Consider the following 17,640-nt stretch of genomic DNA (forward strand, 5'->3'; position numbering starts at 1 on the left):
TTTCAGCTCTGTTTGATTATTATTTCCAGTTAGAATCGTTAGACAGGGGCAATTTATGCCAGTAATCAGGCTTATTTACCTGTCGGCCACGCGCAATTGCCATATCATATTTAGCTACATCTTTAGTAATTGTTGAATCTGCTGCTACAAAAGCATGGTCAGCAATATTAACCGGTGCCACTAAGGTAGCACCTGAACCAATAAACGCATGATCTCCAACGTTAGTGTGATCTTTTTTCACACCATCATAATTAGCAAAGATAGTGCCACAACCAACATTAACATCCTTGCCTAATGTAGCATCGCCAATATAAGTTAAATGACCAACTTTGGAGTTTTCTCCAATCTCGGCACATTTAATTTCAACAAAATTACCGATGTGGGCACCCTTTCTAATAATAGCCTGGGGACGCAAGTGTGAGTTTGGCCCAATATCTGAAAAATCAGCCATTTCGGCCTGCTCAATCGTGGATGAAGTCACAGTCACATTATTGCCAATTTTTGAATCAACAATTCTGGTTCCAGAGGTAATTACGCAATTATTGCCGATCTCGGTATTACCTTTGATAACTACGTTGCCTTCAATTTGGGTATCACAACCGATTTTAACATTTACATCTACATATGCCGTCTCTGGATCAACAAAAGTAACGCCATTAGCCATGTGCTTTTCATTGATTCTCTTCTGCATAGTTTTAGTAGCCTGTGCTAATGCTAAGCGATCATTGACCCCAAGGCTTTCACTGAAATCAGGCATTTTATATGCACCAATTCTTTCACCTTGATTGCGCAAGATTTCCAAGACGTCAGTTAAATAGTATTCTCCTTGAGCATTATGGTTGTTAACCTGCTTTAATGCGCTAAACAGTTTCTGATTGTCAAAACAAAAAACGCCAGTATTAATTTCGTTAGTTTCCAATTCTTCTGCTGTGCCATCTTTTTGCTCAACAATCCTTAAGACGTTACCCTGGTCATCCCTTATAATGCGGCCATAGCCAAAAGGATTAGCAGCTTGAGCAGTCAAAACTGTAGCTGCATTTCCCTTACTTTGGTGGTAATCAAATAATTTTTGAAAAGTTTCACCTGTAAATAAGGGGGTATCGCCAGTAATCACTAGAGTTGCACCATTTTCTTTCGCCAATTCATCAGCTGCAGTTAAAACAGCATCCCCTGTACCAAGTTGCTTTTTCTGCAAAACAAATTCGGACTTACCGGCCAGGACTTTTTTAACTTCTTCAGCGCCAATGCCAACAATTGTTACTATTTTATCCGGTTCAGTGGCCTGGGCAGCTTCGACCACATATTCAACCATTGTTTTCCCACATATCTTGTTCAAAACTTTGTATGATTTGGACTTCATACGTGTTCCTTTGCCAGCCGCTAGAACAATTACAAATTTTTTCATAGATTTTCAGCCTCTTTTATATTCTTAAATTACTGTTTATATTTTAGTATATTGTCGCAGAAACTAAAAGCTGCCAAAATCAGTATGAGCAATCAAAGAACCCGGCTCTGCCATGATAACTTTCCTCTTATCATCTATTTTTTTAATTTTTACTAAAGAAAGATGACCTTCAATTAGTTTAACATCGTCAAAATCCGCTTCACATAAAACGCAAATACCGGCAATGTTGCCATTAAATTCTTTTACCAGTTGTTGCATTCCCGTCAGCGTTCCGCCAGCCATCATATAATCATCTATCAGCAGTACATTTGAGTTTTCTTTTAGCACTCTTGTTGGTAATTCCATTTTAGAAACACGGTCAAGTGATGAAGAAATATAATTTACAGAAACTGTTGCTCCCTCAGTTACTTTTGAGCGTTTACGTGCAATGATAAACGGTACATTTAAATAACGTGCAACTGCCTGAGCCAAAGCAATTCCCTTGGTCTCGATAGTCATCACAATATCAATATTAGAATATGCATACCTAGTAGCAATTAATTTACCGATTTTATCCAAGTCTTGTGGATTGCCAATGATATCAGACAGATAAACAAATCCACCAGCTAAAATGCGGTCAGGATCCTCAATGCGACTGGCCAATTGATTTAAATATTTCTGCGCGTGCTTTTTACCCCAAAAAGGAATATAACGCACACCCCCAGCCGCACCTGCGACTGTTTCCAAAATTCCGTCTTGATTGCTTGCTAAGGTGTGCTTCAAGATTGCCAGGTCTTCAGAAATTGAAGATTTAGCTGCACCATATCTTTTCGCAAAAAATGGCAGCGGAATTAAGTCATGTGGTCGTTCCATTAAATATTTAGTCATATCAACTAATCTCTCTGAACGTTTCATAGAAATTACCTCCTATTGTTTGTTTTTTGCCAGTTACTACTATACACTCAACCATAAAAAAAGGCACTAACATTTTACCAAATGTTATTGCCAAAAAGTAATCTTAAGATGACGCCTTAAACTTATTGCACAGCGTTATCAAATTTTAATGTTATATTTTTGGTTAACAAATCTGTGTAACTATAAGAAACATGTTCAAAGTTATTTGAATCCTGGTCTAAATCAACTACAAAAACTGCAGGAAAAGTGTTCTTCAAAATTCCACGTCTTTTAGTTACTTTCTTACGTCCAGCTCTTGCAACTACAGTTAATGAATCACCTAAATGTGAATCCAGCTTACTCTTAATGGTCATAATAGATGTTGGCAATGAAAACAACTCCTTTGAGTTGTATTATACCACTTTATTATTATTTTTTCAATTCTTTTTAAAAACTACCCCAGAATATTTTCGTCAATTTTTAACCGACACCCTATGTGCAATTTCAACAAATTGTTCTAGTGTCAGTTGTTCTGGACGAATGCGTGAATCGACTCCCAAAGATTTAATCAGAGCTAAGCGCTGTTTTTCATCTGGGAGAAGAACTTTTAAGTTATTATTTAATGTTTTACGTCTTTGAGCAAAACACATTTTAACTACCCGGTTAAAGTGTTCAAGGTTAGCTATATCAGGCTTATTCGCTGCCGCTAAAGGTTTTAAAACTACGACGCTTGAGTCAACCTTAGGCTGAGGTATAAAAGAGCTGCTTTTGACAGTCAAATAGGACCGCACACTCATTTCGGCTTGAACTGCGATTGTTAAAGGCCCATATTCCTTTGTTCCGACATGGGCATGCAAACGGTCGGCCACTTCCTTTTGCATCATCAAGGTTAAACTGGTAAATTTCAGTTGAGAATTATTAAGAAAGAAAATGATTGGAGTTGTAATGTAATAAGGTAAATTGGCAACAACCTTGATCGGTTTATTTAAATCAAAAAAGTCAACCAGATCAGCTGCAAAATCAGCCTTTAAAATATCTCTCATTTTTAATTTAAAGCATTGATTCAAAGGTTTACCATTTATTTTAGCCGGTAGTTCATTATGCAGCACTTCTGGGAGGTTTTCATCAACCTCATAAGCATAAACTTTAGCTCCGGCATTGAGCAGCTGTTCAGTCAAAGAGCCAATTCCCGGCCCAATTTCAATCACCTGATCACCGGGTTTAATCGCAGCAGCTCGAACTATACCTTGAAGTACATCCAGGTCTACTAAAAAATTTTGACCCAAGCTTTTTTTAGCTTTCATAAAATAGCGATTGATAATTGCTTGAGTTCTAACTGGAGAGCCAATAGGAATCTCAGTGTTCATCTTTAACCTCCTCAACAGCCTGTTTAAGCTCCGCAAGTGAAATCCCAAAAGTCTGTAAACGATGGTAGAATTGCTTGCCATTGCCATAGCCAACGCGCAGCTTTATTCCCACTTGTTCCCGCAATTTGCGTGAATTAGGGCCACTGGCTAAACCTAGTTCTTGATATTTTTTCCTGGTCAAATCACTGCTGGGCAGCTTCTTTTCATGTAAAACACTTAGTGCCTTTACCAGAGCCTCTTTTGTTGCATGCTCAACGCCAAGTGAACCTTTTTTATGAGGCTCACCCTCTTTACGCGTTATAAAAGCCTGCTTTGCGATCGGCACTGCTTTAGTAACTAAGCGTCTTATTCGCTCGCCGTTTAAATCAGGATCTGTCAGGACAATAATTTCTCTTTTATGAGCTAGTTCCTGCAACTCAGTAAGTACTGTATCAGGCACATCCGAGCCATTCGTTTCGATAGTTTCAATCCCAGGGAAAAATTGTTTAAGACGAATAGTATCGTCTTTTCCCTCAACGACAACAACGGCATTATATTGTTTTTTAGTTAAGACCATAGACCCTCATCGTATTCGCATATGTTGCCTGAGCAACTTTTTCTAACGGGAGATCCTTTAATTCCGCAATGGCGCGAGCTACGTAATAAACATTGCCCGGTTCATTTTGCCGACCGCGATATGGCTTAGGAGTTAAATACGGAGCATCGGTTTCCACCAACAATCGCTCTAACGGAGTTTTTCTGGCCGCTTCATGCACTGCAGTTGCCTTAGTAAAGGAAACAACACCAGAATAAGAAAAATATACATTTAAATCCAAAAATTTAGTCAGCCATGAAATATCGCCATTAAAGCTGTGCAAAATTGCACCGTACTCTAAGTTGCTGCTTTTTAATATCTCATAGCAATCACCAAAAGCATCCCTCGTATGAATATCAACCGGTTTTTTTAATTCATGAGCCAGTTCAACCTGTCTAGCAAAAACCTCTCTTTGTTTATCACGCGGAGATTCATCCCAATAGTAATCTAGCCCTACTTCACCTAACGCCACAACGCCAGGAAGTTGCAACTGTTCAATTAGCAAGTCTTCTGCTTTTTGGTTATAATCTTTGGCCACATCAGGGCAATAACCCACCATCGCAGAGACTTGAGTAAAACGCTGACTTAAATTAATTGCGCGCTTATTAAACTCTGGATCCTGTCCTGCACAAATTATCTTAGTTACACCTAATTTTTGTGCCCGATCGAGGTAAAACTCTTCTTTGCCACGAAATGGTTCATCTTGTAAATGAGTATGGTTATCAATTAATTCCATTAACTTAGTTGGGCCCCAATTTCATGTTCGTCACCAACTAAAGCCAGCTTTACTTCACCATGTTTTTCACTAGAAAGCAGCATACCTTGGCTTAGATGACCTAACATCTTGCGTGGCTTAAGATTGGTTACTGCCAAAACCTTTTTGCCCAGTAATTCACTGGCATTAGGGTAATACTGCCTAATACCACTTAAAATCTGTCTTTCATCGCCATTGCCAAAGTCCATTTGGAACTGAAGCAATTTCTTAGAACCTTGAACTGGCTCAACAGACAGAATTTTACCGACTTGGATTTTAACCTTAGCAAAATCGTCTATCGATATTTCTTTATCCTTACCTTGTTCGCTGCGGCTTGCCTTCTTCGGCTTAGCTTTAGCCATCTCGTCTTTAATGTATTTAATTTCTTCTTCAGGCTTAACTCTTGGAAAAATCGGCTTGGGATCAGAAATGACTTGAGTTTTCCAGGTGCATGCACCAAATTCAAGTTGCTTGTGCTCATCATTGTCCCAGTCAAGACCTAATTGTCTGTACATTTCTACTGGAGTCCTGGTCATAATTGGAGCAATCAGCAAAGCAATGATACGTAAACTCTCTGCCAAGTTCGACATTACGCGCGCTAAATCTGCAGCTTTACCCTCCTTATTTAATTTCCAAGGCATTGTTTCATCAATATATTTATTAGCACGATTAATAAACTTCCAGATATCTTCAATTGCCTGAGTAAAGTGCAAAGTATCCATTTCTGTTTTATAGCTGGCAATAACGTCTGCTGCCGTTTGGGCCAAGTCCTTACCTAAGTCATCCTGCTCTTGGGCAACTGGTTCAACTTTGCCATTTTGATATTGATTGATCATGGAAACAGTTCTGTTGAGCAGATTGCCTAAGTCGTTAGCCAAGTCATAGTTAACGCGCTCAACGAAATCTTCTGGCGTAAAGACGCCATCAGAGCCAAATGGCAAGGCACGCATTAAGTAGTAACGCAATGCATCCACGCCATAACGGTTAATAATAGATTCAGGATAAACTGCGTTGCCCTTCGACTTGGACATTTTGCCGTCTTTCATCAAAACCCAGCCGTGACCAATCACATGCTTAGGTAATGGCAAACCTAAAGCCATCAACATAATCGGCCAGTATATTGTGTGGAAACGAACAATTTCTTTACCTACCAAGTGAATATCAGCCGGCCAGTATTTTTTAAATAAAGAATCATCATCTGAGCCATAGCCCAATGCAGTAATATAGTTAGATAAAGCATCTATCCAAACATAAACAACATGTTTAGGATCACTTGGAACAGGAATACCCCAGGAAACAGTCGTTCTGGTAACAGATAAATCTTCCAGACCAGGCTTTATGAAATTGTTGACCATTTCCTTTTCGCGAGAATGAGGCAGAATAAAATCAGGATGGTCTTGGTAGTACTGATAAAGACGATCAGCGTATTTACTCATCTTGAAAAAGTATGATGGTTCTTTAACAAGTTGGACTTCATGACCAGATGGTGCCTTACCACCGATCACATTACCATCATCGTCTTTATACACTTCAGCCAATTGTGATTCTGTAAAATACTCCTCGTCTTCTACAGAATACCAGCCTGTATATTCGCCCAGATAAATATCACCTTGTTTTAACAGCTGCTCAAAAATCTTTTGGACGCCTTTAACGTGTTCTTTATCAGTAGTCCGAATAAATTTATCGTATGAAATATCAAGGCTTTGCCACAACTTTTTATAAATGGCCACCATTTTATCTACAAACTCTTGCGGTTTAACCCCTTGCTTTTCAGCTTTTTGTTCAATTTTTAATCCGTGCTCATCAGTACCAGTTAAAAAGAAAGTGTCGTAGCCTTGGCTGCGCTTGTAGCGTGCCATTACATCAGCTGCGATTGTGGTATAAGCATTACCGATAGTCAATCGGCCGGATGGATAGTAGATTGGTGTTGTGATATAAAAAGTTTTTTTATCAGCCATATTCATTTTCTCCTTAATTTTTGCTTAATTATACTATATTATACTACACTAACAAAAAAGCGAATTCCTTACGGAGTTCTCTTTTTTAGTAGATATTTAGTATTCTGTACTTATTTTTAGATTAAAAATTTTTCACTCTTTAAATAGAAATACTTGACAACTGTAGTCAATAATATATATAGAACAAGTATACCGAATACTACCCACATAAATTCAATTGGCATCTTGCCAAAGCCCAGCTTTGTTGCCAAGAATGAAAATGGAATCAAAGTTCCAATTACACCAGCACCAAATGTAGCCAGGGTAACTCCCGGTGCAGCGTGCTGCTTAATAAATGGTAAGCGCGGATCACGCAAAGCGTGAATAACCATTTCCTGAGTCCAAAGTGATTCAATAAACCAGCCAGTGTGAAAAAGAGCGACAAATGCAACCTGTTGTGTTGCTCCCAGGGTGCTGTAATTGCCACCTGTCAGTTGTGGGCAGATTACAAAGAATAGCAACGCAAAAGTCAAAATATCGAAGACGGATGAAGTTGGACCAAAGTAAAACATAAACTTAGGCAACTTCTTGGTTGACCATGTTCGTGGTTCTTTTAAGAACTTGTCAGACATATCATCAAATGGTAGCGCCAGACAACTAGTGCCGTAGAGTAAATCTAAAACCAAGAGTTGTAGTGGCAGCATTGGCAAGAATGGCAGGAATGAAGAGGCTACCATAATTGATAAAATATTACCAAAGTTGGAAGAAAGTGTAATCTTGATATATTTCATAGTATTGCCAAATACTTTTCGACCGATTCTCACGCCCTCTTCTAGTACATTCAAATCTTTATGCAGCAGAATAATATCAGCAGATTCCTTAGCAATATCCACAGCAGTATCCACAGAAATTGAGACATCAGCTGCTTTCATTGCTGGGGCATCGTTGATACCATCACCCATATAGCCTACAGTATGACCATTTTGCTTTAACAGATTAATAATTTTGGTTTTATCTTCCGGTGATAATTTGACAAAAATATTGCATTCTTCCACCATTTTTGCCAACTCTTCAGGCTTCTTGCCTTCAAGATCTGCACCTGAATAAACTGTATCGACATTTAAACCAACTTGTAAGCCAACAGTTCTGGTAACGGCCTCGTTATCTCCTGTCAGAATTTTAACGTTAATTCCATCGTACTTTAGGCGAGCCAAAGCATCCTTAGCACTCTCCTTAGGTGGGTCAAGAAAAGCAAGATAGCCGCAAAGAATAAGGTCATTTTCATCTTTTACTGAAAATTCACCGACAGGTGCAGGATTACGCTTGTAGCCCAGCATGATCACACGTAAGCCATCATCATTCATGTCATTTACTTTAGCCATTACTTTTTGCTTACGTTCAGGTGTTAAAGGTAAAATCTGTCCGTCAACTTCAAGCTTGGTAGCAACAGCCATCATTTCTTCTGAGGCACCTTTAGTTACTAGCAAGTGCTCGCCGTGTTGCTCATCTGCGTTTTCCACCACCACACTCATGCGTCTTCTGGAAAAGTCAAATGGAATTTCATCAATCTTATTGTAATCACGCTGAATTTCACTGATATCCAGTTCATCCCCAGCAGCTTCAATGATTGCTTTGTCAATCAGGTTTTTCATCCCCGTTTGGTAATTGGAATTAAGATAGCCTAACTCCAAAATCCGCGGATTTTCCCGTAAATTTAAATCATAATGACGTTCCAGAACTACTTTGTCCTGAGTAAGGGTACCGGTTTTATCAGTACACAAAATATCAGCTGAGCCAAAGTTTTGGATTGAATTCATCTTTTTAACGATTGTGCCTTTTTTGGACATTTCGATTGATCCTTTAACCAGATTGGTGGTTACAATTACAGGCAGCATTTCGGGAGTTAATCCAACTGCAGTAGCAATTGAAAAGATCAAGGCATTTACCCAATCGCCCTTAGTAATACCATTGATAATGAAAACTAAAGGTGCGATGATGGCAGTCATAATTATTAATAATCTAGAAACATTTTTGATACCAACATCAAAAGTTGTGTTTTTAACATCGTTATGTGAAATATCATGAGCCAATTTGCCGAATATGGTTCTTTCACCAGTCGCAAACACAATTCCTAAGCCGGAACCGGAAACGATTGTTGTACCTTCATATAAAATATTGGGATAATCCAGATAATCACGGTCCGCCCCGATTTTTGGCTTGGCAGTAGCGATTTTCTCTACCGGATTTGATTCACCATTTAAAGAACTGGAAGAACAAAAGAGGTCCTTACTGGTTAAAAGACGCATATCTGCCGGTACCATGTCGCCTGCAGCTAACCGAATCACATCACCTACAACCACTTCACTGGTATCAATTTCCTGGTCTTTACCATCGCGAATAATATCTGTAGTAACAGAAACAAGCTTAAGTAAGGAATCCACAGCATTAGATGACCGGACGTTTTGCACAAAGCTGGTTATCCCGGAAATCAAAACCATCGTGACCATAATTGCTACAGTGGTTAGGTCCTTTTCGCCAGCAGGCACAAAAATATAGTCAGTAAATAAAGACAACGTAGCTAAGACTAGCAATACCAAAGTAAATGGGGTGATGAAGGCTTCCGCCAAAAAGCGGAGTTTAGAATTATGTCTATTTGTAGCAATAGTATTAGAACCATATTCCTCCCGGCTTTTTTCAGCTTGCTGGCTAGTTAAACCATCACTGCTTGCATGCAGTCTTGCTAAAGTCTCTGATCTGCTTTCTTTAGCTATTGCTTTTACCAGTTCTAAATCTTTATTGCTAGTAGTACCATTTGGTTTTTTCAGCATTTTCCCCACTCTCCTCATCACACAACTAATTCAAACAAACTAAAAAAGGGCCACCTAGCTAACCGCTTGGCGTCCCTTTTCAACAGGTATTATTATACTCATCGTTCAGTTTTAACACTACGTGACGTAAGCTTATGCTGCTAGCTATCTGGTTTGCGCCTTATATCGACGAAAACTATTTGACCCGTTGGCATCTCTGGATGTTTCCGGGCGATAGCATTTGTTCACGTAGGAGTCTCACCTAACAGTTTATTTGTTCTTATTTAATTCGCACTGTGAGTTTAATACATAACACATGATAAAGTCAACATTTTTACCTTTTTATGTTCAAATTATTTTTAAAAAAGTAAACTAAGCCGCTGATTACTAGTGCCAAGGCTAAAGCGATAGGTAAAGCCAGCCTATGAGGGTGGGAAAGTTGCGCGCGCTCATCACTGGACAAGTCATATTTATCAAGTGAATATTGGTAACGCTGGTCAATGGTAGTGGCACATGCCCTAAAAACAAAACGTAATCCTTCATTAAATTTCTTTTTATTATTACTACGCAATTTGTCAGATTGAGACCGAATTATATTTGTCCGGACGTCAGCAGAAAACGCACTGTGGAGATCTTTACTGGAATATATCTGCACGTTACGTTTCTTGTTTTTAGTACCCACAACGATAAAAACTGTCCGTTTATATTTATTTAATTTGACGGGCGTTAAATGATCAACCCGATTCACCGTTTTGACAATGATTTGTGGTTGTTCACTGGTTTGAAAATACCGGTCATTTTTGGCCAAAATCAATTTACTGGTTTCACGCTCGAGCAAATTACTATTATCTTTAATGTTAGGACTTGAAAAGCCCGTCATTGTCAGAAAAATACCGAATAAAGCCGTAAATAACGCTAATTTAGTTTTCAGCATCTTCCAGCTTATGGGCCAATTGCTCCACATATTGCCGATCGATTTTAATTTGTTCATAAGGAACCCCACAGTCTTTAAAAAGTTTAATCGCCAGCGGACTGTCATTGTAATCAAAATAATAATTGATTTTTTTAACTCCAGCCTGCACTAAGGCTTTAGCACAATTATAACAGGGAAAGTGTGTAACATAAATTTCGGTATCATCCGTTGAAACGCCGTTACGTGCGCACTGAATAAGTGAGTTCATTTCAGAATGAATTGTCCGCACGCAGTGACCGTCAACTAATTGATGACCTACATCATCGCAATGAGGCTGACCCGTAACGGAACCATTATAACCGGTGCCAATAATACGATTCTTTTTTACTAAAACACTGCCAACCAAAGCCCGGTCACATGTTGAACGCTGGGCAATCACTAAAGCCTGCATCATAAAGTACTGTTTCCAGGGAATTCGCTTACGCATTTTTTTACCTCTTAAAATAATTCAAACCGATTGCGTCTCGTACCTCTTGTAAGGTTTGATTAGCTACTTCGTTTGCTTTTTTAGAGCCCTCAATCAGCATATCATAAACAATAGATGTATTCTGTTCATATTTAGCGCGCCGCTCACGTATTGGAGCCAATTCATTTTCCAACACCGAATTTAAGTAACGCTTAATTTTAACGTCACCCAAGCCACCTTTTTGGTAATCTGCCTTTAATTGCGCTACCTTATCCTTGTCAGGATCAAAAATGTCAAGATAGGTAAAGACAGTATTACCCTCTACTTTACCTGGATCTTCAACATGAATATGCTGGGGATCAGTATACATTGACATTACTTTTTGTTCAACGGTCTTGGCGTCATCAGACAGATAAATAGCATTATTTAAGGATTTGGACATTTTGGCATTACCATCTAGACCAGGCAACCGTCCCTCGCCTTTTTCCGGGAAGTAGCCTTTAGGTTCTACTAAAACATTGCAGTTATATACGCGGTTAAAAGTTCGCACAATTTCACGTGCTTGTTCTAGCATGGGCTCTTGGTCATCTCCAACTGGTACCAAAGTTGCCTTAAAGGCTGTGATATCAGCTGCTTGTGATACTGGATAATTTAAAAAGCCCACGGGAATAGAATCGTTAAAACCTTTTTGCTTGATCTCGGCTTTAACAGTCGGATTACGCTCCAAGCGGCTGACTGTGACTAAGTCCATATAATAAGCTGTTAATTCAAACAGAGCAGGTATTTTAGATTGAACGAAAACTGTAGAAATTTCAGGATCTATCCCTACTGCCAAATAGTCCAGTGCTACTTGAATTAAACTCTTTTGAATTTTTTCAGGATTACGGGCATTATCAGTTAAAGCTTGAGTATCAGCAATCATTATAAATGGGTGATATTCACCCGAATTTTGCAATTTTACCCTATTCTTTAATGAACCAATGTAATGACCCACATGCAATTTTCCTGTTGGGCGATCACCTGTAAGGATAACTTTCTTTTTCATCATAATCTGCCTTCCTTAAATAATTAAAATCTTTTTAATGTAATAATTATATTAATTCTACCAAAAATCAAGTAATGAATAAACACGGAGGAAAAAATGTGTAACCAATTTCAACTGCCAAGTTTGGCCGAAATTAAAAAATACTTAGCAAACGACTTAAACTTGCCATTAATAGAACCCGCAAGTAACTTACCCCAAAATCAGAATATCTTTCCACAAGGTATTGCTCCTGTACTAGTATATTCAGATAATCAATTGCAATTGCTGCCTAAAACTTGGGGTTATCCCAGTCCGTTCGACCACAAAAAAGTAGTTTTTAATGCCCGGGTTGAACGCTTCTTTGAAGAGAAAAGATCAATGTGGGATTCTTCCTTTGCTAAATCTCGCTGCATTATTATCGCCAAACAATTTTTTGAATCCGGTCATGAAACCTATCTGGGTAAAAACAACCATCATTATCATGAACGCTTCAGCTTTAAAAATGCTAATGCCTCACTGACATTGATAGCCGGAATTTATCAAAAAGATCATTTTTCAATGGTTACTACTAAACCTAATGCGTCTTATGCCCAAATCCATGACCGTATGCCTTTAGTTATTCAGGCAGATGAATTGCGCCAATGGCTGTTTCAAAACTTCTCATCTTTAGTTGATCGCAATCAGTTAAAACTTGATTCTGTCAAAATGCCTCATAAAAAGTAACAATTCTAAAAACTTTCTATCACCTGTTATTATGCAAATTAAGCTAAAAGACGCTAAAATACTCTTAGATTTAGATATGTTTTTTATCTAACCAGTTTTAAAAAAATTTAAAAACTAAACTTGGTTTTGCAAACGAAACATGGTAAACTGTTTAAGTAATGCGGGTATAGTTTAATGGTAAAATGTTAGCTTCCCAAGCTGAAGATGCGGGTTCGATTCACGCTATCCGCTTAATTAAAAGGGCAATAACTTTAATAGTCATCGCCTAATCATTAGTTTTTAAGGATAACTATTACTTTCAACCATATATTATTGTTGTATAAAGTCTCAATATAAGCTCCTGTTTTTACATTTAAAATATTATTAATTTATGTTTTTATTTTATTTCTTTAATTTGTGAAAGGTTCAATTACGGTTTGACAATGAATTCTAAATCCAACTGCCACCATCGGGGCAAATTAATATTTACTAGCTTAGCGGCTGCTACCTTGGGCTTAATTATTATTTCTCCTGATATGGCTAAAGCTGATACTCTAGTTGATTCTGCTGCTAAAAAGCAAGTAGCTCAAAGCAGCTCCTTACCGGCTAGCAATAATAATCAGACAGCAGCTTCAACTGATAGTGCTGCTAATAACAATCAAGCAAGTACTACTTCTGAAGCTGCGGCTAGCAATGAAACGCAGCCCTCAACGTCTCCTAGCAGTGAAGCTCAAGACGCTAATGAACCGCCAGCTGCGGGCGCTGAAGCTAAAGGAATTACACCGCGTTCTGTTTTGACAGCTTCTTGGGGCGGAATTAATGTAACTTTTGATACTGATTCTGGTATAGCAACTATACCAGGTGGTACGATTACTGATCCTGATTCTATTATTTTTCTTTTTGAAGAATATAGATCTATGAAAACAATCAAGATTACAGGTCCATTAAAAATTATTGGTAATGCTAGTTATCTTTTTTATGGGCTTATTAATCTAACTGAAATTGAGGGTCTAGATAAAGTTGATACTGCTGAAGTGACTGATATGACCTATATGTTTTCAAATTGTCACAGCTTAGCCAATATAGACGTAAGTAATTTTGATACCTCTAAAGTTACCTCTATGTATTTTATGTTTGGTGCCAATAACGTTTTAACCAATCTAGACGTAAGTAATTTTGATACCTCTAAAGTTACTAGTATGAAAGATATGTTTAGGTGGTGCCCAAGCTTAAGAACTCTAAATATCAGTAGTTTCCAAATGGCTCAGGTGACTGATAAAAGTGAAATGTTAAATAGTTTACCTAATTTGTCTACTTTAGTTCTGGGGCCTAATAATTATATACAGGGAACTGGACTTGATACAACCGGCACTTGGTTGAATGTAGGCAATGGCACAGTTGATAAACCTCAGGGAAATAAGAGCTGGACTTCTAGTCAATTAATGGATAACTATTCCGGGAGCAGAGACCAAGATACGTATGTCAGGTTAGGTGAAGCAGTTACAGTCCACTACCGTGATGAAGCTGGTGCAACACTGGCTCCAGATCAAATTTTAAGTGGAAGAATCGGTGAGTCTTATAGCAGTGAACCCCAAGATATTGCTGGCTATGTGTTAAAAACTACTCCTGAAAATGCTAAAGGAACATATACAGATAAAGTTCAGGAAGTCACTTATGTTTACACTAAAAATGCCCCGGTTAACCCTGGCGGTACTGCTGGCAGGCAACCAATTGTGGGTGGCTCAGTTACGGTTCACTATCAAGATGAAACCGGCAAGCAGCTTGCACCTGATCAGATTTTAACCGGTAATGTTGGTGAAGGTTACCTTACGCAAGAAGTAGCTTTGGCTGGCTATAAGCTGACCCAAAGACCAGCTAATGCGACTGGCTTTTATACCGCCAATCCGCAAAGTGTCACCTATATTTACACTAAAAATGTCACAGGACAAGCTGCAGTCAGGAGAACTGTTTTTCATAATTCCTACCTGTACGACCAAAATGGCGGGCGTAAAACGGGCAAATACCTGATGGGCAAGACCATTTGGACCTATGGCACTAGAGTTATTCAGGGCAAGAAGTATTACGATTTAGGTCAGGACAGTTATGTTAAGGCTACTAATGTTTCCGGCGTTAAACGCAAGCTAAGACGCAACAGCTATATTTACAGTAAAACGGCTAAAAAGCTGAGGCGCCTGCAGCGAAAAGCTTTAAAGAAGGGGCAAAAAGTAAGAACTTATGGCGCAGCCGTTAAGATCCACCGGAAGCTATACTATATCGTAGGGAAAAACCAATACGTCAAAAAGAGTAACTTTTAATAAATATTACAAGTAAAAAATAAGAGTTAGGGAAATTTCCTAACTCTTATTTGTTTAAGTCATAATTATTAAGATAATGCCATTTAGCACCGCTAAATAAATTGGCATCCATAAAGTTTGAGTATAAAGGTAAGACCAAGCAAAAAGTCCACCGAGTACAACGTTAATTACTAATAGGAACAGTGAATTTTGCCAATTAAGTAAGCCAAACAAGATACCAGAAGTAAGTATGCCCAGAATTGCTGTTAAGACAGTGTTGCTTCTAAATGCATAATTAAATAAAAACCCTGTAATTAAAAATTCTTGCAGGATTGGCAAAACTATCCCTATTGCAGCTAGTAAAAACCAGTAGGTTAAACTTGCTTCATGGTGCAAATAAGCAATTTGAAAATTATATAATTTTAATCTGCCGTAGGATTGGAGCCAGGAAACACTAATACGTAAAGCCGTTACCACAGCAGTCAAACCAATTATTAAGCCAAAATTGTTCAGCCAGGAGCCCCCAAAACTACGGTCAAAAAAGCGCTGTTCTCTATTAAAACGATAAACAAAAAACAATGAAACCATCAGCGAGATAGTTGCAAATAAGATTAAATCCCAAATATGAATCGGTGAATTAGCAGTAACTAGCTTAATCACGCCGACAACCATCAAATAACTAATAAAATAAACAAAATAGCGTATGATGTTGCCTTGCCTCGATGCTGGTGTATTCACAAAAATTACCTCTATACTATTATGTACCTTACAAGTTCCATATTATAGCAAAAAAAGCAACCTATATAAAATATCAAGAAAACTTTTCTCAATCGACACTGATATTGTTGATATCTTCTAGCGCAATTTTTTGGCCAGCAACAATAATACCATCATCACTATAGCCACTGACAAAACCAACTATATCTGCGGGCAGCTGATCATCGCTGTTCATGACCTTAACTTGCAGGTGAACCATGCGGTGATTACCATATGCTTTAAGTAATTGTAAGCTAATTTCTTCTATACTCATAGTTTCTTTTGCCGAATGCTGCACACTGCGCTTTTGCTTATCTTTGTTAATTGCCATTGTATGATCGCTTAAAAAGAAGCCTTGCCACTTTTTCATTTTGCGATCTTGATAGTTTTTAAAAAAATCTGTGACAATTTTATCAAAATCATTCATATGCATTGCCGCCATTATGCCCGCCAACTAAACTGCTACGCCTGATTGCTGTTGCACCTTTAGCCAAACTCGATGCCTTGACCAAACTGGTAAAGCCATATTTCTTTCTGATTCTATCAATAGTTATGTTTATAGTACGTTTTTTTATCTGCTCAGAAGCTGGAACAAAGAAGGTTAATTGCTGGCAGGTATCCGGCTCTAAACGACTGCAGTTAACCCCTAAAGCACGGACTGTTTCGCCATGCCAATTTTTACGAAAAAGTGCCAGTACTTCTTGCACTAACAAGTCATTATCATTGGTCGGACAAATTTTTTGCTGCACATTAAAGCCCTTGCGCCTGCCATCTTGTTCATACCTGGAAAAGCCGACAAATAAACTAATGCAGCCAGCTTGCAAGCGATGCGCCCGTATTCTGGCGCCTACCTGCTCACCAATTTCACGCAAGACTATCTCAATCTCCCGCTGATCTGTGTAGTCACGGTTTAAAATCTGAGAATTACCGTAATTTTTCATTATGGGAAAATATTTTTCACTAATAATGCTGCGATCCACTCCCCAGCTAATTGCAAATAGCTGCTCACCAATTACGCCAAACTCTTTTTTTAAAATTGCTGGATCAGTGTGTGCTAATTCATACATATTATTAATGTGTAATCGGCGCAAACGGGCAGCTATTCTTTTGCCAATCCCCCAAACATCTTCCAGATCTTTAATTTGCCAAATAGTATCAGGTACATCAATATAATGCCAATAATCAATCATTGAACAACGGTGTTTAGCAGAAATATCCATGGCTAATTTGGCTAGCAATGGATTTTCTCCTATTCCGCAAGTAGTGTAAAGTCCAATTTTTGATTTGATTTCTACCTGAATTTTGCGTGCTACCAGATACGGATCGTTGCCAAACAAACGCCATGACTTAGTCATATCAATCATGCTTTCATCAATAGAATAGACATGGATATCCTCATCAGCAGCATACTTTTGAAAAATTGCCAATACTTGCATGCTGCGCTTGATGTATAAGTTCATATGAGGTTCTACTAAAATCAAATCCGGCGCTTCTTTTTTGGTGGGTAAATCACGTACTCTCATGACGTTAGTCAACCCATATTTCTTTTTCGCTAATGGTGAAGCCGCCATAATTAGCCCCGAGCCGTAATTTGTATGCGGCTGATGCGAAACTACTGCCAACACAGCTTTCATTGGGTTTAGACCTAATTGAAGTGCCTCACAACTAGCAAAGAATGATTTGTTATCAATCATAAAAATTAACCGGTGTGGTTCATAACGGTAATCATACATTGCTTTCACTTCCTATTGCAAACTTACGTTCGCTA

General features: G+C 38.4%; 16 protein-coding genes, 1 tRNA gene and 1 riboswitch. Of the genes, 3 read left to right on the plus strand and 14 right to left on the minus strand.

What is annotated here, in order from left to right; translation table 11 throughout:
• Positions 1 to 19 precede the first annotated feature (19 nt).
• From glmU to trpS, 11 genes are all read right to left on the minus strand, one after another.
• Positions 20 to 1,405, minus strand: coding sequence for a bifunctional UDP-N-acetylglucosamine diphosphorylase/glucosamine-1-phosphate N-acetyltransferase GlmU (glmU, locus tag ACFQ32_RS05485; RefSeq protein ID WP_046325453.1), 1,386 nt, complete (start codon positions 1,403 to 1,405; stop codon positions 20 to 22).
• Between the two features lie 63 nt (positions 1,406 to 1,468).
• Positions 1,469 to 2,299 carry a pur operon repressor gene (gene purR / locus ACFQ32_RS05490; RefSeq protein WP_046325454.1) on the minus strand — a complete coding sequence of 277 codons (831 nt, stop codon included), beginning with the start codon at positions 2,297 to 2,299 and terminating at the stop codon, positions 1,469 to 1,471.
• A gap of 122 nt (positions 2,300 to 2,421) precedes the next feature.
• The gene (locus ACFQ32_RS05495) at positions 2,422 to 2,667 is read right to left on the minus strand and encodes a Veg family protein (RefSeq protein WP_034978009.1); all 246 of its coding nucleotides are present in this window, start codon (positions 2,665 to 2,667) and stop codon (positions 2,422 to 2,424) included.
• Between the two features lie 84 nt (positions 2,668 to 2,751).
• Positions 2,752 to 3,645, minus strand: coding sequence for a 16S rRNA (adenine(1518)-N(6)/adenine(1519)-N(6))-dimethyltransferase RsmA (gene rsmA, locus ACFQ32_RS05500; protein WP_046325455.1), 894 nt, complete (start codon positions 3,643 to 3,645; stop codon positions 2,752 to 2,754).
• Complete coding sequence (gene rnmV / locus ACFQ32_RS05505) at positions 3,635 to 4,201, minus strand: ribonuclease M5 (RefSeq protein WP_046325456.1); 567 nt, start codon at positions 4,199 to 4,201, stop codon at positions 3,635 to 3,637. Before rnmV ends, rsmA begins: the two co-directional genes overlap by 11 nt.
• Positions 4,188 to 4,955, minus strand: a complete 768-nt coding sequence (locus ACFQ32_RS05510; protein WP_046325457.1) for a TatD family hydrolase — start codon at positions 4,953 to 4,955, stop codon at positions 4,188 to 4,190. The genes rnmV and ACFQ32_RS05510 overlap by 14 nt, the downstream gene beginning before the upstream one ends.
• Positions 4,955 to 6,931: a methionine--tRNA ligase gene (gene metG, locus ACFQ32_RS05515; RefSeq protein ID WP_046325458.1), complete on the minus strand. Its 1,977-nt coding sequence runs from the start codon at positions 6,929 to 6,931 to the stop codon at positions 4,955 to 4,957. The genes ACFQ32_RS05510 and metG overlap by 1 nt, the downstream gene beginning before the upstream one ends.
• A gap of 116 nt (positions 6,932 to 7,047) precedes the next feature.
• A complete protein-coding gene (mgtA, locus tag ACFQ32_RS05520) occupies positions 7,048 to 9,738 on the minus strand; it encodes a magnesium-translocating P-type ATPase (RefSeq protein ID WP_046325459.1) in 2,691 nt (896 codons plus the stop codon).
• An 89-nt stretch (positions 9,739 to 9,827) separates the two neighbouring features.
• Positions 9,828 to 9,994: riboswitch (M-box (ykoK) riboswitch) on the minus strand.
• A 57-nt stretch (positions 9,995 to 10,051) separates the two neighbouring features.
• Positions 10,052 to 10,651 (minus strand): hypothetical protein, encoded by a 600-nt coding sequence (locus ACFQ32_RS05525; protein ID WP_046325460.1) that lies wholly within the window; start codon positions 10,649 to 10,651, stop codon positions 10,052 to 10,054.
• The gene (locus tag ACFQ32_RS05530; protein ID WP_045928576.1) at positions 10,638 to 11,117 is read right to left on the minus strand and encodes a deoxycytidylate deaminase; all 480 of its coding nucleotides are present in this window, start codon (positions 11,115 to 11,117) and stop codon (positions 10,638 to 10,640) included. Before ACFQ32_RS05530 ends, ACFQ32_RS05525 begins: the two co-directional genes overlap by 14 nt.
• Positions 11,118 to 11,121: 4 nt before the next feature.
• Positions 11,122 to 12,141, minus strand: coding sequence for a tryptophan--tRNA ligase (trpS, locus tag ACFQ32_RS05535; protein ID WP_046325764.1), 1,020 nt, complete (start codon positions 12,139 to 12,141; stop codon positions 11,122 to 11,124).
• A 96-nt stretch (positions 12,142 to 12,237) separates the two neighbouring features.
• On the opposite strand from trpS, the gene ACFQ32_RS05540 reads away from it, so the two are divergent.
• From ACFQ32_RS05540 to ACFQ32_RS05550, 3 genes are all read left to right on the plus strand, one after another.
• Positions 12,238 to 12,843: an SOS response-associated peptidase family protein gene (locus ACFQ32_RS05540; RefSeq protein WP_046325461.1), complete on the plus strand. Its 606-nt coding sequence runs from the start codon at positions 12,238 to 12,240 to the stop codon at positions 12,841 to 12,843.
• A gap of 160 nt (positions 12,844 to 13,003) precedes the next feature.
• A tRNA-Gly gene (locus tag ACFQ32_RS05545) sits at positions 13,004 to 13,074 on the plus strand.
• Between the two features lie 191 nt (positions 13,075 to 13,265).
• Positions 13,266 to 15,137, plus strand: coding sequence for a MucBP domain-containing protein (locus ACFQ32_RS05550; RefSeq protein WP_046325462.1), 1,872 nt, complete (start codon positions 13,266 to 13,268; stop codon positions 15,135 to 15,137).
• Between the two features lie 54 nt (positions 15,138 to 15,191).
• Here ACFQ32_RS05550 and ACFQ32_RS05555 read toward each other — a convergent pair whose 3' ends face one another.
• From ACFQ32_RS05555 to ACFQ32_RS05565, 3 genes are all read right to left on the minus strand, one after another.
• Positions 15,192 to 15,854 (minus strand): CPBP family intramembrane glutamic endopeptidase, encoded by a 663-nt coding sequence (locus ACFQ32_RS05555; protein WP_046325463.1) that lies wholly within the window; start codon positions 15,852 to 15,854, stop codon positions 15,192 to 15,194.
• A gap of 88 nt (positions 15,855 to 15,942) precedes the next feature.
• Positions 15,943 to 16,299: a hypothetical protein gene (locus ACFQ32_RS05560; protein WP_052724664.1), complete on the minus strand. Its 357-nt coding sequence runs from the start codon at positions 16,297 to 16,299 to the stop codon at positions 15,943 to 15,945.
• The gene (locus tag ACFQ32_RS05565) at positions 16,292 to 17,605 is read right to left on the minus strand and encodes a Y-family DNA polymerase (protein WP_046325464.1); all 1,314 of its coding nucleotides are present in this window, start codon (positions 17,603 to 17,605) and stop codon (positions 16,292 to 16,294) included. Before ACFQ32_RS05565 ends, ACFQ32_RS05560 begins: the two co-directional genes overlap by 8 nt.
• Positions 17,606 to 17,640 lie beyond the last annotated feature (35 nt).

Source organism: Lactobacillus melliventris (assembly GCF_042679465.1).
Lineage (GTDB): Bacteria > Bacillota > Bacilli > Lactobacillales > Lactobacillaceae > Lactobacillus > Lactobacillus melliventris.